The organism is Pseudomonas sp. NPDC087336, assembly GCF_044744285.1.
GTDB lineage: Bacteria > Pseudomonadota > Gammaproteobacteria > Pseudomonadales > Pseudomonadaceae > Aquipseudomonas.
The window spans coordinates 73,376-97,644 of the sequence record NZ_JBIUYA010000002.1; the positions used below are offsets into that span (position 1 = coordinate 73,376).

The following is a 24,269-nucleotide window of genomic DNA, read 5'->3' on the forward strand; positions in this document are numbered from 1 at the left end:
GATCATCATGTCTGTTGAATTTGAGAAGCAAGGCCGAGTTGCGGTTGTCACCATCAACCGCCCGCAATCCATGAACGCTATCGATCTGAATACGCATCTCGCTTTCCAGGAAATCTGGCCGCGGATCAATCAAGATGACGAGATTCATGTCGTCGTCCTCACCGGCGCCGGCAGCAAGGCATTTTGCTCGGGTGCCGATATTGGTACTTTCCTCCCCTATCTTCGTGAGCGTGCTCTGAAAGAAGTGGATGATGGCGACTTCTGCGGTATCAACCGTGGGTCACCCACCACTAAGCCCATAATCGCGGCAATCAACGGTCTGGCTTATGCCGGCGGGCTGGAGATTGCACTTGCCTGCGACCTGCGTATCTCTGTCGACTACGCAAAATTTGCACTCCCTGAACCCCGCTGGGGAGTGATAGCAGGGGCGGGAGGGGTGACCAGATTGTCTCGCGTGATCCCGACCGCCCTGGCGACGCAGATGGTGCTGACTGGCGAGCCTATCTCCGCCCAGAGAGCGCTTGCCGAAGGCCTGGTAAGCGAATTAACCACCTCCGAAAATCTCTTGCCCAGGGCAATGGAGATCGCAGACAGCATTACGAAAAACGGCCCTTTGGCGGTTCGGGCATCACTACAGGTGATCCGCCGCGGTGCCGACTGTGGGCTGGATGCGGCACTGGAGCTTGAGCGCACAGCTTTCCGTCGAATACTTCTGAGCGAAGATTTCAAGGAAGGTATTGCGGCTTTCACGGAAAAGAGAGAACCCGCCTATAAAGGGCAGTAAGGCCTCTCGTAACAATATCCGCGCTGCAGGGACTTGCTTTCGTGAGGTTGGCTAAAAGGTCGACCTCGTGAGGGTACTCACATCAGATTGCACTGTTCGGCGAAGACTGCCGTCGAGTGCGACTTTATTTACCTCTGATGCATGTTCTTGCAGGCGCTTGCGAGGCAGCTTAATGAGCACCCCAGCAGAACAATTAGTCTCCATTTTTGCGTTGGAGGAGGTCGAGGCCAATGTGTTCATAGGCCAGAGCCAGGATTTGAGGCTGCCACAACTCTTCGGAGGCCAGGTTCTCGGCCAGGCAGCGATGGCCATGACACGCACCGTTTCGACAGAGAAGAGGCTTCATTCCCTTCACGGATACTTCGTTCGGCCAGGACGCGCGAACGCTCCTGTGATGTACGAAGTGGATCAGGTTCAGGATGGCCGAGGGTTCAGCCGGCGCCGTCTTACCGCCTGGCAGGACTCGAAAGTTATATTTATCGGGGATGCTTCGTTTCAGATAGCGGAAATTGGGCTGCATCATCAACTTCCGTCCCCGGTCGTTCCTTTTCCTGAAACATTGCCGACAGAACTGGAGCTTCTTCAAGGTGATGAAAGTTTAGTGGCGGCAATCCGATCGCGCTACGAAGTGGCAGAGGCTATTGAGATTCGCCCCGTTGATCTCATAGATCCCAGCAATCCACTCAAACGCAAACCCTACAAGCGTTTCTGGTTCAGGGTGGGGGATTTGCCTACGAGGGATACCGACGTCCATCGCAGCATGCTCGCCTACGCGAGCGATATTGCCTTGCTGATCACTTCGCTACTGCCACATGGCGTGTCCGACATGCAGCCAGATATGAGAGTCGCGAGCCTGGATCATGCGTTGTGGTTTCACGCAGACTGCTTTGTTGACGAGTGGCTGCTGTACTCCATGGACAGTCCTTGGAGCGGGGCAGGTAGAGGGCTTTCCCGAGGATCCATCCATGACCGCAGCGGTAAGCTGATCGCATCGGTAATGCAGGAAGGCCTGATTCGGAAAACAACATGATATTTGGGTAGCGGCCGTAGCGAAAACGGCCGCTTTTTTATTTGCCGGGCAAAACAAGTTTAATCATTCGTAGCCAAGGAACCTCGCAGATGGTTCAGAAACTGCTGCAACTCTTTGCTCCGCGGCTCTCCTTTGCGCAGGATAATGCCATAGGAAGGAAGCCCTTCGATTGTATGGTCATCCAGCACCGTAATCAGACCTGTCTTTACATGGTCATTGATGACCACTTCGCTCAGTGCCATGACGGCATCTGTACGTTGAATCAACTGAAGCATTGCCCATATCGACGAGCACTCGATTGTTTTGCTCGGTGGTAAAAGATCTCTATCGGCCCACCATCGTTCCAAAGCCTTTCGACCTGGGCTTGCAAGGGGCTGCAGTAACCATGGCCACTGATGAACCATCTCCTCCACGGCAACCGATCCCTGCGTTGTTAGCGGATGTCCGGTACGCACTGCGAAAGCCAGGCGGTCATTGCCCAGAGGCTCGAATTCAAATCTTGAGCGGTCGCTGGGTGTGCCCAAGCGGGCGATGGCCACATCAAGACGCTCCTGCTCGAGCATATCGATCAGTACATCGCTTGTTTCGCTCATCATTCGAATACCCAGGTGCGGTGATGAGTTTTTCAGGGTGGCGATTGTTGAGACAACTTGGTCAAGAGCGCCTCCCATGACGACCCCAACCGCTAAGTGCCCATAGCCTCCTTCCGCCCGCGCTGTTAAATCCTCGACGCAGCGATCAAGGCTGTTTAATGCGGAATGAGCGAACTTCAGTAATTCCTCGCCCACTGGTGTTGGCGCCATGCCGCGCGGCTGGCGATCGAAGAGGCTACAGCCGAAAGCGCTTTCTACATCCTGCAACATCCTGGTCAATGTGGGTTGAGACATATTCAGCGCCTCGGCTGCACGGTGGACATTCTGGTAGCTGCCCAGAATCACCAGCATATGCAGGTGGCGGTAACGTAAGCGCTGGAAAATGGCTTGGGTTTTGGGACTGAAGCAGGCAGGAATAATGGTCATAGGCGGTTTGGGATTTCTTATAGTGATTCGTTTTCCGTATCAATAATGGAAGAATCTCCATTAGTCAAACATCGTTTGGCTGTCTAGGGTTGGTCGGGTGGATTGTCGATTTCTGGCGCTTGATCGGCCTAGCTCCGATGGGAGGCCAAGGCATTCACACAGTTGGACGTTCAATAAAAATAAAAGGAAAACCGTCTATGTCACAGAACAACCCAAGCCAAGATCAACGTTTGGAAAGATTGGAGGATGTTGAAAAAATCAAGGAAATAAAATATCGATATGCCCGACATCTTGATGATGGTTTTGATGCGGAGTCGATAGCAAATCTGTTTACCGAGGAGGGCGAGTGGATCATCAAAGGCGTTGGGGGCGAGGTGCGCGGTCGTGCCGCGATCAAGCTTCATTGCGAGAATTTGAAGAGCAATATTTCCTGGAGTCAGCACAACATTTTTGCACCACGCATTGAGCTCAACGTCGAAGGTGATAAGGCCGTGGCGCGGTTCAATTTGGTGTGTCTACTGACAATGAATAACGAGGCCGATGGTTCATCCGGCGAGGCTTATATTCTTGCCGGTCACTACGAAGATCATCTGGTCAAGATTAGGGGGGAATGGTTTTTCAAGGCTATGACCGGGGACATCGAACAGTCCTCGCCATGGACTCAAGGGTGGGTCAATTCGCCGTTCAGGAAAGAGTCTTGGTGAGGCAATTCTTCTCCTGAAATTCTTGGAAAATCAGAGGTGCAAAAATGAAATTACTGGCTCCCTACAACTTGGCAGGACTCTCGCTGAATTCCCGCGTCGTGATGGCGCCAATGACCCGTTCGCGTGCGAAAGACACTGTTCCCGACCGCAGCACTGCCCAATATTATCGTCAGCGGGCTGGTGCAGGGCTGATCATTACTGAGGGATCCCAGATATCGCAGGAAGCCCAAGGCTATCTCTTTACGCCAGGGATCTTCTCGCCGGAACAAATTGAAGGTTGGAAGCAGGTTACCGAAGAAGTTCACAAGGACAACGGTAAGATTTTTATCCAGCTTTGGCATGTCGGTCGGATTTCTCATCACTCAATTCAACCAGAAGGCAAGGCTCCGGTGTCGTCGGTGGATACTCTGGCGGAAAACACCACCTGCTATGGGTTTGCGCCCGACGGTCAACCGGGGCAAGTGCAGGTCACTCGCCCACGCGCCGTATCACCGGCGGAAGTATCGCGACTCTCCCAAGACTTTGTTTCAGCTGCAAGGAACGCAATCTCGGCGGGGTTTGACGGTGTCGAAATCCATGGTGCAAATGGTTACATTTTTGAGCAGTTCATCAACGGTGGGTTGAATACTCGTACCGACCACTACGGTGGCAGTATTGAAAACCGCTTGAGATTTCTCCTGGAAACAGTCGACCTGATGGCAGAGGCCATTGGTAGCCAGCGAATTGGTTTGCGGATTGCCCCCTTTGGGCGGTTGTCGGCCATGCCACCCTTCGCGGATGAGAAAGAAACCTGGCTGGCCGTGGCGAGGGCACTCAGCTCGCGAAAGCTGGCCTACGTTCATTTGAGTGATCAAGACTCATTGTGCGGCAACCTGCTGAACCGAGAGTTCTTGAGGGAGTTCAGAGACGCGTACCAGGGCACTTTGATTTTCGCGGGTTCGCTGACGAAGGAGGTTGCCGAAGTCATGCTATCGGAAGGCCTGATCGATTTGGCTGCCTTCGGACGGCCGTTTATATCAAACCCAGATCTGGTCGAGCGATTCGCGCAGGGGCTCCCATTGGCCGCGTTTGATCGTGCCACCTTCTACGGAGGCGATGATCGCGGTTACATCGATTATCCGCACTATCACGCTTAACGTCAGAAGCAATGTTTGACCCTTCGGCTGGCCGATTTGGCCAGCCAGTCTAGGCCGCGGCTCACATCGAGTTGCGGTCTTTTAATTGCCCATGATTAACGTTCCATTGGCATTAAACAGGCTGAGTGCGTTGTGATGCGTATTCTGAATCGATTTCTACAAATATTCCATTAGTCATGCATCGCAGGATTGATTACGGTCGAGGGAGGCTCATCAAATACAACATGAGGTCTTGTTGGTACCTCTAGCCGGAGCAAGAACGCTATGCCTGCGCAAAAAATTATCGATCTCTCTCATTCATCGATCACTGCCGAAACCCAAGAGTTTCTGAATAACCCTCATCAACTTTATATCGGTGGCAAATGGGTGGATTCGCAGAGTGGCGAAAGAAGACAAGTTTTCGATCCAGCCACTGGTTTGGTGATTTCCGAGGTCGCTGACGCAAGCCAGGCAGATGTCGAGAAAGCAGTTATCGCCGCTCGAAAGTCTTTCGACTCTGGAGCCTGGCGCAAGCTCTCCGGATCGGAGAAAAGTAAAGTGTTGTGGCGTGTAGGAGAGCTGATCGACAAGTACTCTCACGAGCTCGCAGAGCTTGAAGTGCTTGACGAGGGCTCACCCTATGGCGTTGTCAAAAATGCGTATGTCCGCAATTCCGCAGAGCATTTTCGCTACTATGCCGGATGGTGTACGAAGCTAAATGGGCTTTCAGTGCCAGTCGGATTACCGGGTGAATGGCACGCCTACACGACCCATGAGCCAGTCGGTGTTGTTGGTCAGATTATCCCATGGAATGTACCGCTGCTAATGGCCGCCTGGAAGCTGGCTCCAGCTTTGGCTGCGGGGTGCTCCATTGTGCTCAAGCCTGCAGAGGATACCCCCCTCACCGCGCTGCGCCTTGCCGCAATCTGCGAAGAAGCAGGTTTACCACTTGGAACGTTGAATGTCATTACGGGTGACGGGCGCTGTGGCGCAGCGCTTGTTCAAAGCCCATTAGTGGACAAGATCTCGTTCACTGGCAGTACTGCCACTGGCAAGGCGATCGCCGCTGCGGCGGCCTCTAGCCTCAAGCGGGTCACGCTTGAACTTGGTGGTAAGAGTCCGGTAATTGTATTTCCTGATGCCGATCTAGAGACTGCGATCCCTGGCGTTGCCCAGGCCGTCATGTTGAATAGTGGCCAAGCGTGCACCGCAGGTTCTCGGCTCTATATCCATGAAGATGTCTATGAGGATGTCATTCATGGGGTCGCCGAATTCATCTCAACGTTGAAGCTTGGTCACGGGCTCAACAGCGCTACCGACTTGGGCCCACTGATCTCGCAGCGGCAGCTCACACGAGTCGGTGATCTGGTTCGTGCAGGGGTAAGTGAAGGCGCCAAAGTCGTATGCGGAGCAACAAAGGCAGGAGGGGAAGGTTTCTTTTACCGTCCAACTCTCTTATCGGACGTCAAGCCAGGTATGACCATCTACCGTGAGGAAATTTTCGGGCCGGTGATCTCGGCAATGAAAATTTCCAATCAGAGCCTGGATGATCTGGCACGGGAGGCAAACAACACCGAGTACGGCCTGGCCGCGAGTATTTGGACTCAAAACGTCAGCCGTGCGCACGCACTTGCTGCGCGCATCCGCGCCGGCATTATTTGGGTGAACAGCCATAACCAGATTGATCCATCTTTGCCCTTCGGCGGGTTCAAGCAATCCGGTATCGGTCGTGAGATGGGATTGTGCGGGCTGGAGCACTACACAGAAACTAAGTCCATCGCGGTGTTGCTGAAGAGCTGAGTTGATAAATCCTTGGTCGACACCGTCGGCCGAGGGTTTTTTACTGCCATTACTAAGTTGTCGGCTTGTAGCATTGATTTGAATGTTGCGTTGTTGGGCCTGTAACTATGTACAAATAAACAGCGCGTAAAAAAATAAAAGGTGCGCAAATGCAATTTCAACACGACGTCAATGATGAAGTGCAATCCTTAACATCGTCTAATCTTCCACGCTGGTTCGGCGGGCTGCTTATATTGTTAGCGGCGCCATTGCTGGTTGGCGGTTTTTACCTGACATGGCTGGATGGATCTAGTTTTTATTTGATCACCGGTTTACTGTTGGTGGTATCGGCATACGGTTTTTTTCAACGAAAAAAACTAGGGGTCTGGACTTATCTTGTTCTTACTGGCATGACTGTTCTCTGGTCGATCCAAGAAGTTGGCTTTCAATTTTGGCCGCTGGTTCCAAGATTGACCGGCGTCATTGCGCTACTTATTCCTGTTTGCCTGTTGGCTCAAAAGGTTGGTTTCGCTAAAGGCAGGAGAGTGTGGCAAGGGATTCTGAGTATTTGCGCGGTAACGCTGGTAGCGGGCTTTGCCGCGATGTTCGTTCCCCACGGTGTTATCAAAGGTGTGTCCCGCCCTACTGCATCTGGTGGAGTTCCTGATAAGGCTGTGAACGGAAACTGGCAGCACTACGGGCGCACGCCGACGGGTACCCGCTTTGCGCCATTGGAACAGATAACCCCGAGCAATGTTTCTGAATTGGAAGTCGCGTGGACGTTCAGAACAGGTGAAATTGCCGATGTCGGCTCCGAAAACCAGAATACGCCGGTGCAGGTCGGAGATACCTTGTACGTCTGTACGCCGCTGAACAAAGTTTTCGCGGTGAATGCTAACACCGGTGAGGAAATCTGGCGGTTTGATGCCAAGGTGGAAAATCACAAGGTATGGAACCGCTGCCGTGGTGTCAGTTACTTTGATGCCACGCAAGAGTCTGACTCAGTCAAGAAAACGTCGGCGCTAATCAAGGACTGCCCTCAGCGAGTGATTTTGTCGACGCTCGACTCTCGGCTGATTGCCCTTGATGCAAAAACCGGCAAGCAATGTCGCAGCTTTGGTGAAAATGGTCAGGTGAATCTTCAACAAGGGATGGGGGAGGTTAAACCCACCTATTACATGGGGACATCGCCCGTCACGGTGGCAGGCAATCTGCTGATAGTAGGCGGTTGGGTATATGACAATCTTGAAACCAATGAGCCATCCGGTGTGATTCGTGCATTTAACGCCACTTCTGGAGAACTCGTTTGGGCTTGGGATCTTGGCAATCCTGCCATTACGCGATCCCCCCCGGAAGGCCAGACTTACACGCGTGGAACCCCCAACATGTGGTCGACTGCTGCTTACGATAAGGAGCGCGGTCTGATCTATATCCCGTTGGGTAACGCCACGCCGGATTATTGGGGAGGTCATCGCACAGCAGCGGCTAATCACTACGCTTCATCCATCGTCGCGCTGGACTATAAAACCGGGCGCGAACGCTGGGCCTATCAGACCGTCCATCACGATGTTTGGGACTATGACATCCCCGCCCAACCAGCGCTGTATGACGTTCCGGATGGTAAAGGGGGGACGTTGCCTGCCCTGATCCAGGTTACCAAAACCGGAAACATCTTCATGCTAAACCGGGAAACCGGCGAGCCGATCGCCGATGTAGTAGAACGGCCGGTTCCGCAGCAAGAGCTTGCAGGTGACAAAACAGCACCTACCCAGCCATTTTCTGTTGGCATGCCCTACATCGGGCAAGAAAAACTGACTGAAGCCGACATGTGGGGCGCAACCATTTACGATCAGATGCTATGCCGCATCCAGTTCAAATCATTGCGCTATGACGGGCCTTTTACTCCACCAGGGGTTACAGCAAGCCTGCAGCATCCGGGAAATTTCGGTGGGATGAATTGGGGTAGCGTTTCGATCAATGAAGACACAGGGATGATGATCGTTAATGACATTCGGATTCCGTTGAAAATACAGCTGATCCCAAGTGAGCACCTCCAGATCAAGGGCGATGGTAAACCGCACTCTGAGTTTGCACCTCAGCGTGGCACGCCGTTCGCCGTGAAGAATTCGTCGTTTATCTCTGCTGTCGACGTCCCATGTCAGGCACCGCCTTATGGCACCATTACCGGAATTGATCTGAATTCCCGCAAGGTCGCTTGGCAAGTACCAGCGGGTACTTTGAGAGATACAGCAGTGGGCGGGATGAGGGTAGGGGCACCATTCCCAATCGGCATGCCTACGCTCGGTGGCCCATTGACCACGCGATCAGGGCTTGTATTTTTTGCCGGCACACAGGATTTCTACCTCCGGGCATTCGATCAAAACACCGGCGAGGAAATTTGGAAGGGGCGACTCCCTGTGGGGGCTCAAGCAACGCCTATGACGTTCATCTCACCATCGTCCAAGCGCCAGTTTGTGGTGGTAAGTGCGGGGGGAGCGCGAAGCTCGTCTGAGCGGGGAGACTACCTGATTGCCTATGCGTTACCGCAAAAGAAGTAGCGAGTCGTAGAAGGATTTTCGCAGTTTAGGCAATCCTGGCAGTGCCAGGGTTGCCAAAAACACGGGTCATCTCCCTTAATGGTGACCCGCTTATGCTCCATCCTGGATGTGTAGTGCAATCCCTCATTGTCCCTCCAACCTGTCATGTCCGCTCGCCTACTAGGGTGACTTCAATATAATCTTTAGGTCATACCGCATATTCGATTCTACTTCGAGATGCGTGGATCTAACGACTCATCACAGCAGTAAGAAATGCTTACACCGTGCAAATCGATGACACGGCTGTCCTCAAGATATCAATGTGGACTCCACGAGCTCGCCACTATGAAATCGATTCCGTGATTAGGGCTGGCCCCCAAGTCAGGGGGAGTTGCGTTAGAAAAGGACATCTGATTGTGGAATCTAAGGATGAAATGATTGGAATATTTGCCGCTTAATTATCGCTAGATCACCTAATATAATGCGCCTCAGCGAGCTCAATTCCATTCTGACTCTTGCGCTCTCAGAGCGGTGGTTAGTTAGGGGGAGCGGCGAATTCGATGGGTTTACTTAACTCTAGAAAGGCAATGAATCGGGTTCTAATCGGATCGAGTATAATATTACATATCGCTTAGTTTATATAGCGTCGGTTGGAAATTTTGAATTTCGAAACTGTGTTGAGATGTTCATGTTGTTGAACCCATGCTTGATTCATCGTGATTTCTAGACAATACAATCCCATCCTCAATTTGAGATAAGCGTTATAGCTGCTGGATGAAACGCGTTCGCGTGCCCGAGTCAGAGCAATAAAAGCCTTAGTCTTGTCATGATCTTAGCGCCTGGTGTTGTTGCTTAATGCCGGAGTGTTTTTGGAGTTCATATGCTTAAACCATCACGCCTTATTGTTGGATTGCTTCCGTTGTCGGCGTTGTTTCTAGCAGCGTGTAAACCGACCGAGCAAGTGGCAGACCCAGTTGCAGCAGTGAAGGTTGGTTATTACTTAGTTAGTGAAGCACCTCTTTCACTCACTACCGATCTGCCAGGACGCACTTCAGCATATCGCGTCGCTGAGGTGCGGCCACAGGTTGCCGGTATTTTAGAACGTCGTCTATTCACCGAAGGCAGTGAGGTTAAACAGGGGCAACCGTTATACCAGATTGACGCGCGTACCTATATCGCCCAGCAGTCCCGGGCTGAGGCCAATGTTCGCAGTGCACACAATCTTGCCGACCGGTATGAGCGACTGCTGAAGAGCCGCGCTGTTAGCCAGCAGCAATACGACGATGCGGTTGCCGCTTGGAAGCAGGCGGCAGCCGACAAACAGGTTGCTGACATCAACGTTCAGTACACGAAGGTACTGTCGCCTATTTCGGGACGCATTGGTCGCTCGGCGATCACTGAGGGGGCGCTGGTTACCGATGGTCAGAGCGCGGCGATGGCCACTGTTAACCAGCTCGATCCGATCTATGTCGATGTCACGCAGCCCATCACCCGCATTTTGGAACTGAAACGTGCTTTGAAGTCGGGAGACTTGAAAAACACCGGATCTGATCAAGCGGAGGTAAGCCTGACTCTCGATGACGGTAGCGCTTACCCCCTGACCGGCACCTTGAAGTTTTCTGAGGTCAGCGTCGACCAAGGTACCGGATCAGTGACCTTGAGAGCGGTCTTCCCGAATCCCGACCGGGCGTTGCTACCAGGCATGTTCGTTCACGCTCAAGTGAAAGAAGGGGTAAGGGAGCGGGCCTTGTTGGTGCCCCAGCAAGCAATTGTTCGTGATAGCCGCGGGGTTGCCACCGTATGGGTAGTGACTGACGACAATCACGTAGAACAACGTGACTTGGAAACGGTGCGCACCGTTGGCAATTCCTGGCTAGTTGATAGTGGCGTTAGTCCGGGCGAGAGGATCATCACGGAAGGTCTGCAGCACGTGCAGGCTGACTCCTTGGTGGACGCTCAGCCAGCAACCAATGTTGAGCTAAAAACAGCTTTCACTGCGAATTGAGAGGTTGGTTATGTCACGCTTTTTTATTGATAGACCTATCTTCGCGTGGGTGATTGCACTGGCAATCATGCTAGCAGGAGCGTTAGCCATTCGTAGTTTGCCGGTTAATCAGTATCCGAATATCGCAGCACCTGCGGTTATGATAACAGTCACCTACCCAGGGGCGTCAGCCCAGACTGTCCAAGACACAGTCCTGCAAGTCATCGAGCAGCAGCTCAATGGTTTGGACGGGTTGCGTTACATCAGCTCCGCTGCCAATAGCGATGGCAGTGTCGAAATTATCGTTACCTTTGACCAAGGCACGAACCCGGATATTGCCCAGGTTCAAGTTCAGAACAAGCTCCAGTTGGCGACACCGAACCTTCCGCAGGAAGTACAGCGCCAAGGTATTCGGGTCGTTAAGTACCAGGCCAATTTCATGCTCTTGGTCGGCCTTGTTTCGACTGACGGGAAACTGAACTATGGCGACTTGGGGAATATCGTTGTCTCAAACTTTCAGGATCCGTTGTCTCGTACCCAAGGTGTGGGTGACTACTTTGTGTTCGGCTTCCAGAACGCCATGCGTATCTGGTTGGATCCGGCCAAGCTGCATAGCTACCAGTTGATGCCCAAGGACGTTGTCGCGGCAATTTCTGCGCAAAACGTCCAGGTTTCGTCAGGTTCCGTAGGCGGATTGCCGACGCGCAAAGGGGTTGAACTCAGCGCAACGGTGATCGGCAAGACGCGCTTGAATTCGGCTGATGAGTTCAAGGAAATCCTGGTCAAGGTTCAACCTGACGGATCTCAAATCCGCTTGAAGGATGTGGGCGATGTCATTCTGGGCAACGAAACCTACTCGTACGATGTGAATTACAACGGCAAACCTGCTGCAGGTATCGCTTTGCGACTAGCCACGGGAGCCAATATGCTCGAAGCCGTCGAGCGCGTGAAGGATACCGTCGATAGCCTCAAGCCGTTCCTGCCGCCAGGCGTTGAGGTCGTCTACCCGTATGACACCAGCCCCTCGGTAAAAGCCTCGATCGATTCGGTTGTTCACACCCTGTTCGAAGCGATCGTCCTCGTATTTCTGGTGATGCTGCTGTTCTTGCAGAACATACGCGCCACCCTTATTCCAACGCTCGCGGTTCCGGTCGTGCTACTGGGCACCTTCGGTGTGCTGTATGCCTGTGGTTTCACCATCAACGTCATGACGATGTTCGCCATGGTGCTGGCGATCGGATTACTGGTGGATGACGCCATCGTTGTTGTCGAAAACGTCGAACGCTTGATGGCGGAGGAACATCTGACACCACGCGAAGCGACTTACAAGTCGATGAAGCAGATCTCCGGAGCTCTGGTGGGTATCGGTCTGGTGATCTGCGCTGTGTTCATGCCAATGGCCTTCTTTGGCGGTTCGGCGGGCATCATCTACCGTCAGTTCTCGATCACAATCATCACCGCGATGGGCCTCTCGGTACTGGTGGCTTTGATCTTCACCCCGGCACTGTGTGCGACGATGCTCAAAGCTCATGTTGGGCATGGTGAGAAAAGGAGGAAAGGTTTCTTTACCTGGTTCAACCGAGTTTTTGACAACGGTACGGTTCGTTACGAGAACTCCGTCTCCAAGATTATTCGCAATCCCAAACGAACCTTTGTTGTCTACGTCCTCCTGTTGATCGGTGTGGCAATGATGTTCCGTAATCTGCCGACGGCTTTCCTGCCTGACGAAGATCAGGGGCTGCTGATTGTGCAGATTCAGACGCCGCCCAACAGCAGTGCCGAGCGCACGGAAGCTGTGCTTAACCAAGTCCGAAGCTATTTGCGTGACAACGAAAATGACGGGGTCGTTTCTGCGTTCTCAATCAGTGGTTATAACTTTGCCGGACGGGGCCAAAACTCCGCTGTAGTGTGGGTGCGGCTGAAGCCTTTTGAAGAGCGTAAAACCGCCGAAAACAGTGCCTTCTCGATCGCCAAAAGGATCACCGGTTTTGCAGCAACCATCAAGGACGCCAACGTCGTTTCGATCGTTCCGCCAGCAATCATGGAGATGGGTAACGCGACGGGCTTTGATCTGTTTTTGCAGGACAACGGCGCGCACGGGCATACCGCGTTAATGGAAGCTCGGGATCAACTGATGGAGCTCGCCGCGAAAGAGCCTGCGCTGGCCATCATCAGGGCGAATGGTCTGGATGATGAAGCTCAGTATCAAGTCACGATCGATGACGAAAAAGCACGGGCGCTGCAGGTTTCCATTGAGTCTGTCGACGACACGATGTCGGTGGCCTGGGGATCGACCTATGTCAACGACTTCATCGATAAAGGGCGCGTGAAAAAGGTCTACGTGCAGGGCGAGATGGATGCTCGTATTTCGCCAGAAGACTTTGACAAATGGTACGTGCGCAACGATGCGGGGCAAATGGTGCCGTTCTCTGCCTTTGCTACCGGTAAGTGGGTCTACGGTTCTCCGAAGCTGGAGCGTTACGGCGGCATCCCCTCTGTTGAACTGCTGGGCCAGCCTGCAGAGGGTTACAGCACCGGTGATGCCATGGCTGCCATTGAGCGTATTGCCGCGCAGTTGCCGAACGGCTTTGGTGTTTCCTGGACAGGTTTGTCCTATGAGGAGCGTGCCGCGGGTTCGCAGGCAACACTGCTCTACGTGCTGTCGCTGGTCATCGTGTTCCTGTGTTTGGCGGCACTCTACGAGAGTTGGTCGGTGCCGGTTTCCGTGATGCTGGTCGTTCCACTCGGCGTTCTCGGCGCCGTCGCTGCGACGCTTGGCCGAGGCTTATCCAATGACGTGTTCTTTCAGGTCGGCATGCTAACCACTATGGGGCTGGCGGCGAAGAACGCTATCCTGATTGTCGAGTTCGCGAAAGATCTGAATGAAAACCATGGTCGCAGTCTCGTGCAGGCGGCAACCGAGGCGGCGCGCCTTCGTTTACGCCCTATCATCATGACGTCGATCGCTTTTGTAATGGGGACGCTGCCACTGGCTCGTGCTTATGGCCCGGGTAGCGGTAGTCAGCATTCCATCGGTACAGCGGTAGTCGGCGGTACTTTGGCAGCGACGTTCTTGGCGATCTTCTTTGTGCCGCTCTTCTACGTGGCAGTCATGAAATTTTTCAAATCCAGGAAGCGCGAAGTGACTGTGCAAAGCACTCGCGAAGGAGTCACCCATGAGGCATAAGCCGTTACTGCTCGTGCTGGCCATGACATTGTCCGGCTGCAACCTGATTCCGGAATATCAGCAACCGGACGCTCCGATACCGCAAGCATTCCCACGAGGTGCAGCATACGAGGCTCCGATGGCCGGCAATGCTGCGCAAATTGATTGGCAGGCATTCTTCAAAGATCCAGCACTACACCGACTGGTGGATCTGGCACTTGAGAATAACCGCGACCTCCGCAAAGCGGCATTGAATGTTGCCGCCTACCGCGCTCAATACCGTATTCAAGGCTCTGCTTTGGTGCCACAGTTAGCTGTTGATGGCAGCGGGGGGCGCTCGCGCACTCCGGCCGATCTGTCTTCGACGGGCCAGCAAGTCACCAGCGCAGACAACAGCTTGCAGGTTGGGTTGACCAGTTATGAGTTGGACGTCTGGGGTCGAATCCGCAGCCTTGATCGTAATGCTCTGGAAACTTACCTGGCGAGCGAGGAGGCTCAACGTAGTATGCGAATCGGTTTGGTGGCAGATGTCGCCGTCGCTTACCTCACTTGGCAAACCGATAGGCAACTGTTGGCAGTAACCCGTTCCACGCTGGAGAACTACCGGCACAACCTGGAACTGATTCAAGCCAGCAGTGAGGCCGGTACTGCCTCAGATTTGGACGTTCGCCAAGCCCGCACTTTGGTTGATAGCGCTCGCGGGCAGGTTCAGGCCTATACCCGTCAGGAGGCTCAGGACGTCAATGCCTTACGCTTGCTTCTGGGGACGACTATTCCGAGTGATTTACCGGAATCAAATCTGGAAGGCCAGTTGATGACGGAGATTCCTGCTGGACTTCCGGCAAACCTGTTGCAGCAGCGTCCAGACATCCGCGCTGCGGAGCACCAACTACTCGCTGCCAACGCAAACATCGGCGCTGCTCGCGCAGCTTTCTTCCCCAGCATTACGCTGACTGCCAGTGCTGGTACGGCTAGTAGCCAACTCAGTGGGCTGTTTAGTGGCGGGTCAGAAACCTGGAGCTTCATTCCGCAGATCCATTTGCCGATCTTCACCGGAGGCAGGCTCAAGGCCAGTTTGGACTACGCCAAAATCCAGAAGGACATTGGCGTTGCTAACTACGAACAGACCATTCAAGTCTCGTTCCGTGAAGTGTCCGACGGCCTGGCAGCAATGGGAACCTGGGGTGAGCAGCTCAAAAGTCAGCAAGACCTTGTGCGTGCCACCGATGAATACACAGAGATGGCTCTGCAACGCTACGAAGAAGGGGTCGACAACTATATGACGCTGCTTGACGCGCAGCGTCAGTTGCTCTCGGCCCGTCAGCAACTGCTTAGTGGCCATCTCGCTAAGCTCACCGCTCAAATCCAGCTGTACAAGGCTCTGGGCGGCGGCTGGACAATAACAAAAACCTGAGTGGATCAGGCCTCTCGACTTGATGGTTCTATTTAACGTGCGCCTCCATGTGAGGCGCACGCATGCTCTATGTCCATATTATGGATCTAAATTCCATAATGTTTGGAATTCAATGGCGATTATCTAACAGGAAAGACTGAGTATATTGGCCCTTTTCGGCGCTACGAAGCGCTCCACTTCAGAGGCCTCTATGAGTAATCTTTTTTCTCCCTATACGCTTTCCGGTCTTTCGTTGAGAAATCGTGTCGTCATGGCCCCAATGACACGCGCTCGAGCTTTAAATGACATCCCCGACGACTTGACGGTGCTTTACTACCACCAGCGGGCTAGCGCTGGTCTTATCGTCAGTGAAGGTGTTCCTGTTTCTATTCAGGGTCGTGGCTACCTCTTCAATCCCGGGCTCTACAACCAAGAACAGGTTGAGGGATGGAAGCGCGTAACACAGGCCGTCCACGAAGAGGGCGGGAAAATTTTCGCCCAGCTCTGGCATGTGGGGCGTGTATCTCACACGACGTTGCAGCCTGATGGCGGGGCGCCTGTTTCATCGAGTAGTAAACCCGCGGCCAACTCCATGGCATATGCCTACAACGAAAAACATGAGCCCAGTCCGATTCAGGCTAGTCCCCCGCGGGCGCTTTCTACAGAGGAAATCGGAGGCGTAAAGAATGACTTTATCCAAGCGGCTCGCAGAGCTATCGAAGCAGGCTTTGATGGCGTCGAAATTCATGGCGCAAACGGATACTTGTTCGAACAGTTCATAAATCCAACGGTTAACTACCGCACAGACCAATACGGTGGTTCGATTCAGAACAGAATTCGTTTGCTGCTGGAAACAATCGATGCCGTTGCCGAGGAGATTGGCCGCGCCAAGGTTGGCGTTCGCATTTCACCATTTGGCCGTCTCTTCGACATGGCTCCCTTCGACGACGAGGCCGAAACCTGGGTTGAAGTAGCGCGCGAGATTCAAAAGCGGGATATCGCCTATGTTCACTTGAGCGATCAATTGACCATTGGTGCTGAGGGCATGCCCGAAGGATTTGCAACGAGTTTCCGTGAAACTTACCGAGGCACGTTGATTGCAGCTGGTGGCTTTGATCGAGAATCAGCAGAGGGTGCGCTTTTATCTGGGGAGCTGGATCTAATCGCTTTTGGTCGACCTTTCATTGCGAATCCCGACCTGGTTGAGCGAATGAAGAATGGTTGGCCTCTTGCGATCCCCGACCGAGCCACCTTTTACGGGAACAGCGGTCAAAAAGGCTATGTCGATTATCCCGTCTATGCTCCCGCCGAATAGTTCCTGCCCAACCTAATCGAAGGGGCCAGGATGTGAAGCTGGCCACCTTTCATTAGGTACCTTTACTCAGGCCTGAAAATTTTCGAATCGCGCTGGGCGAGTGCTAACAGCTCGTCCACTATCATTCTGATCTTGGGTTGAATGTATCTCGTTCGGGGCCAGATGACGTGAATGGGCATCTCGGCCCCGGCGTAGCATTCAAGTACGGGAACCAACTCGCCCTGTTCGATATAGTCCTGAACCAGCCAGGTGGGCAATTGTGCGAGTCCTCCCCCCGCGAGCGTCATTTTCAGCAACATCTCACCATCCCCCATCTCGTGTTTGACGCGCACCTCTTGTTCAAAGGTTTGGCCGTTCTCATCAATCAGCATCCAGGTTTTCCGGGTGCCATTGCGCCAGCCTACGATGCAGTCATGGTGTAAGAGGTCGTCTCGAGTTTGGGGTGGGGTGTGTCTAGCCAAGTAGTCTGGTGTTGCACAGATCAACAAGCTCTGGCTGCCCAGCTTTCGGGCCACTATGTCCGCATCATCTTTCAAAGTTCCGATCCTGACGACGAGATCGATACCATCGTTGACTATATCTACCAGACGCTCACTGAAGCTGACTGACAGATCGAGCTTTTGGTATCGGACAGACATATCGATCAGGGTAGGCAGGATGTGACGGCGGCCAAAAGTAGCTGGCAGATCAACTCGGAGTCGGCCGATTGGTTCTTGCTGTCCCGTTGTAAGGAGTCCTTGCGTTTCGGCCAACTCGTCTAACACCCGCAAACAGCTCGCCAAGTAAGTTTCCCCTTCTTGAGTGAGGATCAAGCGGCGGGTTGTACGATGTAGAAGCTTGACGCCTAATCGCGCTTCCAGACGGGTCACACTTTTCCCCACGGCGGAGCTGGTCAGCCCAAGCTCAAGCCCTGCGGCTGTAAAACTGAGTGACTGTGCGGCGGCAACGAATTCCCGAATGCCGTCAAAGGTGTTTTCAGTCATTTTAGAATCCAGGGCTGCAATGTATGGAATTTAATCGGCTTAATCACAAAATCATACAGGAATAGAATGTCTTCGTTCCCTAAAGTAGGAGTGGACGAATGAGTTCTGCACTATTGCCTGATGAGATCCAGAAGCCCATCTACCGTCTGAATCAACACCCCGGTTACCGTCGGTTGTTCGCGCCCCAGGAGTTGACCATCGGTCTGATCATGCCTTTGGAAACCCATCCAGACAGGCCGGCGCCGACCATGGCAGATCATACGTCAATGGCAATTAGAGCTGACAAACTCGGCTTTGCAGCGCTCTGGTTACGAGATGTTCCTTTCTACGACCCCACGTACGGTGATGTCGCTCAAGTCTTCGATCCAATCGCTTACATTGGTTACCTTGCGGCCGTAACGCATAACATCACTCTCGGTACAGCGGGCATTGTATTGCCGTTGCGGGAGCCACTGATACTTGCCAAACAAATTGCTTCGCTCGACCATCTTTCGGCCGGACGAATGATGCTGGGAGTTTCATCGGGTGATCGACCTGCTGAATATCCATTATTCGGTGTGGATTATGACACCCGCGGAGATCGATTTCGTGAGGCCTACACAGTATTCCGAACAGTTACGGAAGAACGCTTTCCGGTTTACGACTCGCCTCGCTTCGGTCGCTTGAATGGGCAGTTCGAGCTTATCCCCAAACCTGTTGTCGACCGCGCTCCCACAATCGCCATCGGTCAAGCACAACAAAGTCTTGAGTGGATTGCGGAGAACCTCGACGGACTCCTTCGTGCGGCGCCTGATCCAGACTACTTATCGACGGTCGCGGAGCAGTGGCGAATCGCCGTTGAGCGAAGCCTAGGTAAAGGTCATTGCAAACCGCTAGGTGTCGGGGCATTCCTGGACTTGGCCGAGGATGCCGATGCGCCTTTACGTCGTATGCCTGGAGGCTTCCGTGCTGGTCGGCGTTCGTTGATTGGATTTCTTGAAGCGGTTAAGTCGGAGGGTATCAATCACGTTGCCCTCAACCCAAAAGTCAGCCGACGCCCCTATATCGAAGTGATGGATGAGTTAGCTGCCGATGTCCTGCCACTCTTCCCGACACATTGAAACATTAAGAAATTGTGCAAAGTCAGTCGATGCCGCTTCTAGCAGGGCAAAGGTGGGGTGGCATTGTTCGAAAATTGAACTGCAAGCTATTGCTGCCTAAATAGGATTGTTGGGACAAATAGTAACTTTTTTCATTGCAAATGATTCGGTCAATATCGAAAGCCGAAGTATGGTTGGAGTATTTATGCTGCTTGATTTGGCAGGGCTTCGGGCAATTGATGTAAACAAACTTATTATATTCATGACAGTTTATCGTGCGGCTAGCGTCAGCACTGCCGCTAGCATCTTGGGAGTAACGCAGCCAGCAATTAGCAATGCGTTGAGTGAAATGCGGATCTGTTTTTGCGATCAGCTGTTTGTTCGTCGTGATGGGGGCATGCGACCCACTACGAAGGCAGACTCAATTGCTGAGAGCCTGTTACCGATTCTGACTTCGTTGAGTGCCCTTGCGGGGCAATTTACGCCAGGTAAGTATCGGCGTTGAATGGCGCAATAAACCCGATGCTCAACCCACCGACTACGTGATACCGACATTGCAGGGCTGTGCGTTGAACCCGACCGTTTCGCAGACCTAGCGCAGCCACCGGTCGTGGTGCCGGGCAAAGTTTCGGCGGACAACGTGCTTGAAGCCTAGAAGGCCGAGAACGACGGCAAGGTGTTCCTCGACGAGTTGTACTTGCTGGCCGCGAACCTCCTGCTTTCGAGTTTTAAACGCGCCATACAGAAATGCATCTGAACTTGGCCCGTAGACGCTTTTTATAGAGCTCCATTGGTTGGCCGCAACCAGCCAATTTTTTACCCCGCACCGCATTCCGGTTGCGGGTTTTTTTTGAGAGTGAGCAAAGGTTTGACTGCTGACGACCTTAACTCAGCTACAGGCGGCGAGGGGGGAGATCCTTCACCACCGACGGTATCGGTCGACACATCCACACTTGAGCACGGCAGCGATATTTCATCCCGTGAAGCTAAAATGTTTGGAATTTATCCTAGATTATCTTTTGTTTGAACATCATTAAAGTGACGGCTCTACTGATTTGGAGCTGTCATGTCCTTTCCCCTCATTGAAGCTGAAGCACGTTCGGCGTTGACCTCTGTGATGGATGATTTTTTCGCTGCTTGGTCGGATGGAGAGTGGCAGATGCTAACCCCATCGCTGGCGAAGACCGCCAAGCTCAAAAGTAGTCAGCATGGAGAAGGGCGGGGCGTCGCCGAATGGCGCAGTTTACTGGCCGCCGACGCCTCTGCCCTCTTATGGATGCGTACCAGCAATCACGCGATTGTGGTTGGTAGGAATGGGCAGGCAGTTACCAGCGCCTATGTCTACGGCTTATTCGGCCGTGGTGAACAACGTTTGTTGTTTGGGGCCAGTGTGGTCCTTCGGTTCCAGTTCGATGGGACTGACGGCCTCTGGATGATGGCCGACGCCCGCATCAATGTGAACTGGTGCAAAGGTGACCTGCCATTAGCCGCACATTGGCGCATGCTGCCGGGCGACGCGGGCTGGGAGTTAGGCGATGCCCCGCCGGTGATCGTAAGTGAGCTGGATTCACCTTGGGCATTGATCGGCAATGCTCTGCCGCAAGCCGATGTGGAAGTCGCCGTGCGCGAGCTCTATAGCAAATATTCCTGGGCTATCGACCAAGGCGACATTGCGCTGCTAAGTGATTGCTATACCGACGACGCCGCAGGTGGCTTCGCGCCCATCGGGCCTTTGCAGGGGCGACATGCCATCGTCGGTCAGCTGAAAAGTTTCCGACGGCATTGGCCATGGATGCAGCACTTCGCCGATGTTGTGCGACTGGAACTTGAGCCCGATGGCCAACATGCGCAAATGATCGTCGCACGGATCATCCCAGAACGACCGGCCGATTCGCAGGGGCGTTCGCTCTATGGCGCCCACTACCAGATCCGCGCACGACGCGAAGACGATGGCCGGTGGCGTATCTGCTGGAGTGATTACCGGCCAGGTTGGTTTACCACCGCAGAGGCCCCGGCATTCGAAATTGGCGTCACCCATGCCTAATGCCCCGCAACTTCATGAGCGTCCGTCATCGGGTGGCGGCTCACCACAAGCGCTAAAGCAAAGGGGAGTATCTGATTTCCCCGCTAACCATTAATTAAATACAGAGGTTACTTACCATGGACATCAATCTCAAAGGGCTGCTTGATCGTGAAGAAATTCGCAACCTCAGAACGATCTACGCGCACCACCTGGACAGCAACAACATCGCCGCACTCGACCAGGTCTTCTCCGCGGATGCGGTAGTGGAGGTCACCGTAGGCAAGATGGAAGGCATCGACGCCATACGGGCCGGTTTGAATGATGCGTTCAAGCTGTACGATCGGGATCATCGGGGAAGCTATCCCTTCATGCATGCGATCACTAACCACTGGGTCAAGCTCACCGGGCCGGATACCGCACTAGGCCGCTGCTATTTGATCGATTTCGAAACCGCCTCAAAGCCTGACCCTAATCCGTTGCTGCTGCTTGGCATATACGCCGATGAGTACCAACGTATTGACGGCGAATGGCGCATCACCCACACCCGTCTGGAAGTCGTCTGGCCAGCATGCAACACCAGTGATGAGCAGGCAGTTGAACAGGCTAAAGGGGCGTGATCAGTGTCGAAATCGATGAAGCTTAGCATTCTGGATTATTCCCCCGTCGATGAAGGTCTTCTTCCAGTCGACGCACTTGCGGCCAGCGTACGCCTGGCACACTGTGTGGAAGCGAAAGGATTCAAACGGTTTTGGGTATCGGAGCACCATGGTGCTCCGGCCACCGCCAGCAATTCGCCGGAAATACTTATGTCGCGCATCGCTTCGGCGACGAAGGCGATCCGGGTGGGCTCCGGTGGCGTGCTACTGCCCAACTACAGCAGCCTGAAGATTGCCGAGAACTATCAGCTCCTCGAGGCGCTGTTCCCGGGCCGGATCGATCTCGGCTTCGGCCGTGCTCCGGGCGCTGACCGTCGTACGAGCATGGCGCTCAACGATGAGAAGAGCGAGTCGATTCCATATTCCCGCAAGGTTTCAGATCTGCTGGGGTTTGTCACTGGGCGTCACATGCCAGGTTCGCCGTATGCGGGTATGCGTGCACATCCCGAGACCCGCGATAGACCTCAACCTTTTGTGCTTGGCGCGTCTGGTGCGACTGCGGAGATCGCTGCGCAGGCAGGTCTCGGCTTCACCTTCGCTCACTTCATCAACCCGCGCGGCGACGGCCCTCTAGCGGCCAAAGCGTACCGTGCTGCGTTCCAACCAAGCGACTTTTCCCCGGATCCATCGGTTATCGCGGCGGTCTTTGTGGCGGTCGGTGATAGCGAGGCTCAGGCCAGGGAATTCGCCGACGCGTTCCACCTCTGGCTTACCTATGCGGAGAGCGCGAGCCCGTTCGAGCGCATACCTTCGCTCGCCACCACTCGTGACCATCGCTGGACGTCTGATGAGCTGGCTGTTCGCGAGCGAAACAAGGGCAGGCTCATTTCCGGAACGGCCTCCCAGGTCGTTACCCAGCTTCGTGCTCTAGTGGACGCCTACGGCACCGACGAGGTAATGATCAACCTGATGATGCCAGGTGAGTCGGCGCGGCTGAACGCCATCAATGCCATTAGCGACGCGATGGAGGAGATCGGATCGGATCCGGCCGCGGCCGCCGAAGAGGAGCAAGCAGGAGCGCGCCCATGACTGGAGCACACGTAGTCACTCTGCCGTCGATGACAGGCCGGCATCATGTTGCACTTCATCTTGCCCATCGATGGTTCGCTTTTCTGGAAGCGCCAGGAGGGGAGCTCGACGCACATCTGACAATGTTTCACCCGCAGGTGCGGCTAACCGGCCACCGATGGAGTCACCTTTTCGCGCGCGACCATAAGAGCCTCGTGACCTGGTTCGCCGCCGTGCCTGATATGATCAGTTCTCATCACATCGTTCACTCCAATTATTCGACCGCCGAAAACGGAGACGGCTTGCTGAGCATGGTTGTGGCGTATCAGGCGCCCGGCGAACTGGATATGCATGGACCAATCATCAGCTACGAGACGCGAATTGAATTTGCAATGGATGCCCCACGTTTCAGTGCGCCCGACAAGACCCCCGAGCCTTCCCAATAGGAGACTTGAGTAAGAGAGCGCTCTTGGTCGACGAACCGCGTGCTGGCATGGGGGCATGCCGAGCTTGGTGGCATCACCGATTCAGACGGCCAGTTACGGGTCGCACTGGGGAGTGATGTGCGGCAGGTACGAACTGCTCGCATGCTGTTTGATGGAGTATTTGTTTCGATTAATGTGTGGCGTGCCCCAGAGCCATCTCGGCGATAAAACGCAGCGAAAATGAAAGACCTGGTGCCGATGAGCAGCGTCTTGGGCAGCTAATGTCGGTATCAAGTGGCTAATGTTGTCGATGGTGCTGCCGCAATAGCGGCTTAAAGCTCCAAAAGCAAACTACAAAATATGGGCGACATCGACTACCGGCATTCCAGCTCTTCTTGCCGCCTGGACACCTTGTGGACTGTCTTCGAACACCAGGCAGTCCCCTGGTTCCTACGACAGTCGGCGTGCAGCCTCAATGAAGATGTCGGGCTGAGGCTTGGCGACGCCAACGTCATCGAATGTGACTACCGCGTCAAAAAGCCCTTTGAGATCTAACGCCTCAAGGGACTTGGTGACGATCTCCCGCGACCCTCCAGAGGCGACGGCAATCGGAATCTTCCCTTTGAATCGCTTTGCGATTTGGGAGATGGCACGCAACTCGGCGAAAAGGGCTTCGAAGGCGCGTCCACCCGCGACATCGCCGAGCGCGCGGGGGTCAACGCACCGGCGCTCAATTACTATTTCAAGAACAAGGAAGGGGTGTACCTGGCGTGTACCGAGCATATGGTGGCCTGCATCTGGGCACACCTGGCCGAAACGGTGGAAGGCGCCCAGGCGGTGCTCGATGGCGAGCCCGATGCGCCAGCGCTGATGGAAGCGTTCTGGTCGATCCAGCTGCGCACCGCCGAGTACATGCTGATGTCCACCGAGGCCCACCCGTGGCGCCAGCTGTATGCCCGCGAGCAGGCGGGGCTTGGGCCCACTTCCGGCATGGAGCAGGTCAAGGAACGCATCGACAAACCGATCATGGCTGTCAACAGCGCGATCATCGCCCGTCTGCTGGGCCGGGCTGTCGTCGACGACGAATGCGCGATCCGCGCCATCACCCTGCATGGCCAAGTGCTGCCGTTCCATCAAACCCGCAGCAGCACGATGGACGCGCAGGGCTGGAAGAGCCTCGATCGCGAACGCTTCGACCGCCTGATGAACATCGTGCGTGAGCAGACGTTCAATCAGCTCAAGGCGTTGCGTACCGTCTGATTACGCGTC

At 54.1% G+C, this 24,269-nt stretch carries 20 protein-coding genes; 17 read left to right on the forward strand and 3 right to left on the reverse strand.

Going from position 1 to position 24,269, the window contains the following annotated elements; genetic code table 11:
• Positions 1–7: 7 nt before the first annotated feature.
• Complete coding sequence (locus tag ACIO0C_RS02830; protein WP_401307516.1) at positions 8–784, forward strand: enoyl-CoA hydratase/isomerase family protein; 777 nt, start codon at positions 8–10, stop codon at positions 782–784.
• Between the two features lie 172 nt (positions 785–956).
• A complete protein-coding gene (locus ACIO0C_RS02835) occupies positions 957–1,814 on the forward strand; it encodes an acyl-CoA thioesterase (RefSeq protein ID WP_401307519.1) in 858 nt (285 codons plus the stop codon).
• A 59-nt stretch (positions 1,815–1,873) separates the two neighbouring features.
• Here ACIO0C_RS02835 and ACIO0C_RS02840 read toward each other — a convergent pair whose 3' ends face one another.
• Positions 1,874–2,833 carry a LysR substrate-binding domain-containing protein gene (locus ACIO0C_RS02840; protein ID WP_401307521.1) on the reverse strand — a complete coding sequence of 320 codons (960 nt, stop codon included), beginning with the start codon at positions 2,831–2,833 and terminating at the stop codon, positions 1,874–1,876.
• A 197-nt stretch (positions 2,834–3,030) separates the two neighbouring features.
• On the opposite strand from ACIO0C_RS02840, the gene ACIO0C_RS02845 reads away from it, so the two are divergent.
• From ACIO0C_RS02845 to ACIO0C_RS02880, 8 genes are all read left to right on the forward strand, one after another.
• On the forward strand, positions 3,031–3,537 hold the full coding sequence (locus ACIO0C_RS02845; protein WP_401307523.1) for a nuclear transport factor 2 family protein: 507 nt from the start codon (positions 3,031–3,033) through the stop codon (positions 3,535–3,537).
• A 44-nt stretch (positions 3,538–3,581) separates the two neighbouring features.
• Positions 3,582–4,673 carry an alkene reductase gene (locus tag ACIO0C_RS02850; protein WP_401307526.1) on the forward strand — a complete coding sequence of 364 codons (1,092 nt, stop codon included), beginning with the start codon at positions 3,582–3,584 and terminating at the stop codon, positions 4,671–4,673.
• Positions 4,674–4,937: 264 nt separating this feature from the next.
• The gene (locus tag ACIO0C_RS02855) at positions 4,938–6,452 is read left to right on the forward strand and encodes an aldehyde dehydrogenase family protein (protein ID WP_401307528.1); all 1,515 of its coding nucleotides are present in this window, start codon (positions 4,938–4,940) and stop codon (positions 6,450–6,452) included.
• A 149-nt stretch (positions 6,453–6,601) separates the two neighbouring features.
• Positions 6,602–8,989 (forward strand): membrane-bound PQQ-dependent dehydrogenase, glucose/quinate/shikimate family, encoded by a 2,388-nt coding sequence (locus tag ACIO0C_RS02860; RefSeq protein ID WP_401307531.1) that lies wholly within the window; start codon positions 6,602–6,604, stop codon positions 8,987–8,989.
• An 859-nt stretch (positions 8,990–9,848) separates the two neighbouring features.
• On the forward strand, positions 9,849–10,973 hold the full coding sequence (locus tag ACIO0C_RS02865; RefSeq protein ID WP_401307534.1) for an efflux RND transporter periplasmic adaptor subunit: 1,125 nt from the start codon (positions 9,849–9,851) through the stop codon (positions 10,971–10,973).
• A 10-nt stretch (positions 10,974–10,983) separates the two neighbouring features.
• Positions 10,984–14,139 carry an efflux RND transporter permease subunit gene (locus ACIO0C_RS02870; RefSeq protein ID WP_401307537.1) on the forward strand — a complete coding sequence of 1,052 codons (3,156 nt, stop codon included), beginning with the start codon at positions 10,984–10,986 and terminating at the stop codon, positions 14,137–14,139.
• Positions 14,129–15,532 carry an efflux transporter outer membrane subunit gene (locus ACIO0C_RS02875; RefSeq protein ID WP_401307538.1) on the forward strand — a complete coding sequence of 468 codons (1,404 nt, stop codon included), beginning with the start codon at positions 14,129–14,131 and terminating at the stop codon, positions 15,530–15,532. The genes ACIO0C_RS02870 and ACIO0C_RS02875 overlap by 11 nt, the downstream gene beginning before the upstream one ends.
• Before the next feature lie 190 nt (positions 15,533–15,722).
• On the forward strand, positions 15,723–16,826 hold the full coding sequence (locus tag ACIO0C_RS02880) for an alkene reductase (protein WP_401307541.1): 1,104 nt from the start codon (positions 15,723–15,725) through the stop codon (positions 16,824–16,826).
• Positions 16,827–16,888: 62 nt separating this feature from the next.
• Here ACIO0C_RS02880 and ACIO0C_RS02885 read toward each other — a convergent pair whose 3' ends face one another.
• Positions 16,889–17,809: a LysR family transcriptional regulator gene (locus ACIO0C_RS02885; RefSeq protein WP_401307544.1), complete on the reverse strand. Its 921-nt coding sequence runs from the start codon at positions 17,807–17,809 to the stop codon at positions 16,889–16,891.
• A gap of 98 nt (positions 17,810–17,907) precedes the next feature.
• Between ACIO0C_RS02885 and ACIO0C_RS02890 the strand changes: the two genes are divergently transcribed.
• The 6 genes from ACIO0C_RS02890 (at position 17,908) to ACIO0C_RS02915 (ending at position 23,021) form a co-directional block, all read left to right on the forward strand.
• Positions 17,908–18,909: an LLM class oxidoreductase gene (locus ACIO0C_RS02890; RefSeq protein WP_401307546.1), complete on the forward strand. Its 1,002-nt coding sequence runs from the start codon at positions 17,908–17,910 to the stop codon at positions 18,907–18,909.
• Positions 18,910–19,093: 184 nt separating this feature from the next.
• Positions 19,094–19,393, forward strand: coding sequence for a LysR family transcriptional regulator (locus ACIO0C_RS02895; protein WP_401307549.1), 300 nt, complete (start codon positions 19,094–19,096; stop codon positions 19,391–19,393).
• Positions 19,394–19,954: 561 nt separating this feature from the next.
• Positions 19,955–20,932, forward strand: a complete 978-nt coding sequence (locus tag ACIO0C_RS02900) for a nuclear transport factor 2 family protein (protein WP_401307552.1) — start codon at positions 19,955–19,957, stop codon at positions 20,930–20,932.
• Between the two features lie 116 nt (positions 20,933–21,048).
• Positions 21,049–21,528 carry a nuclear transport factor 2 family protein gene (locus ACIO0C_RS02905; protein ID WP_401307555.1) on the forward strand — a complete coding sequence of 160 codons (480 nt, stop codon included), beginning with the start codon at positions 21,049–21,051 and terminating at the stop codon, positions 21,526–21,528.
• A gap of 3 nt (positions 21,529–21,531) precedes the next feature.
• Positions 21,532–22,596: an LLM class flavin-dependent oxidoreductase gene (locus tag ACIO0C_RS02910; RefSeq protein WP_401307558.1), complete on the forward strand. Its 1,065-nt coding sequence runs from the start codon at positions 21,532–21,534 to the stop codon at positions 22,594–22,596.
• Entirely contained in the window at positions 22,593–23,021 is a 429-nt protein-coding gene (locus ACIO0C_RS02915) for a hypothetical protein (RefSeq protein ID WP_401307561.1), read from the forward strand. The genes ACIO0C_RS02910 and ACIO0C_RS02915 overlap by 4 nt, the downstream gene beginning before the upstream one ends.
• A gap of 429 nt (positions 23,022–23,450) precedes the next feature.
• Here the strand turns inward: ACIO0C_RS02915 and ACIO0C_RS02920 are convergent, their stop codons facing one another.
• Positions 23,451–23,657 (reverse strand): HAD family hydrolase, encoded by a 207-nt coding sequence (locus tag ACIO0C_RS02920; RefSeq protein ID WP_401307564.1) that lies wholly within the window; start codon positions 23,655–23,657, stop codon positions 23,451–23,453.
• Between ACIO0C_RS02920 and ACIO0C_RS02925 the strand changes: the two genes are divergently transcribed.
• Positions 23,640–24,260, forward strand: a complete 621-nt coding sequence (locus tag ACIO0C_RS02925) for a CerR family C-terminal domain-containing protein (protein ID WP_401307567.1) — start codon at positions 23,640–23,642, stop codon at positions 24,258–24,260. The genes ACIO0C_RS02920 and ACIO0C_RS02925 overlap by 18 nt on opposite strands.
• Positions 24,261–24,269 lie beyond the last annotated feature (9 nt).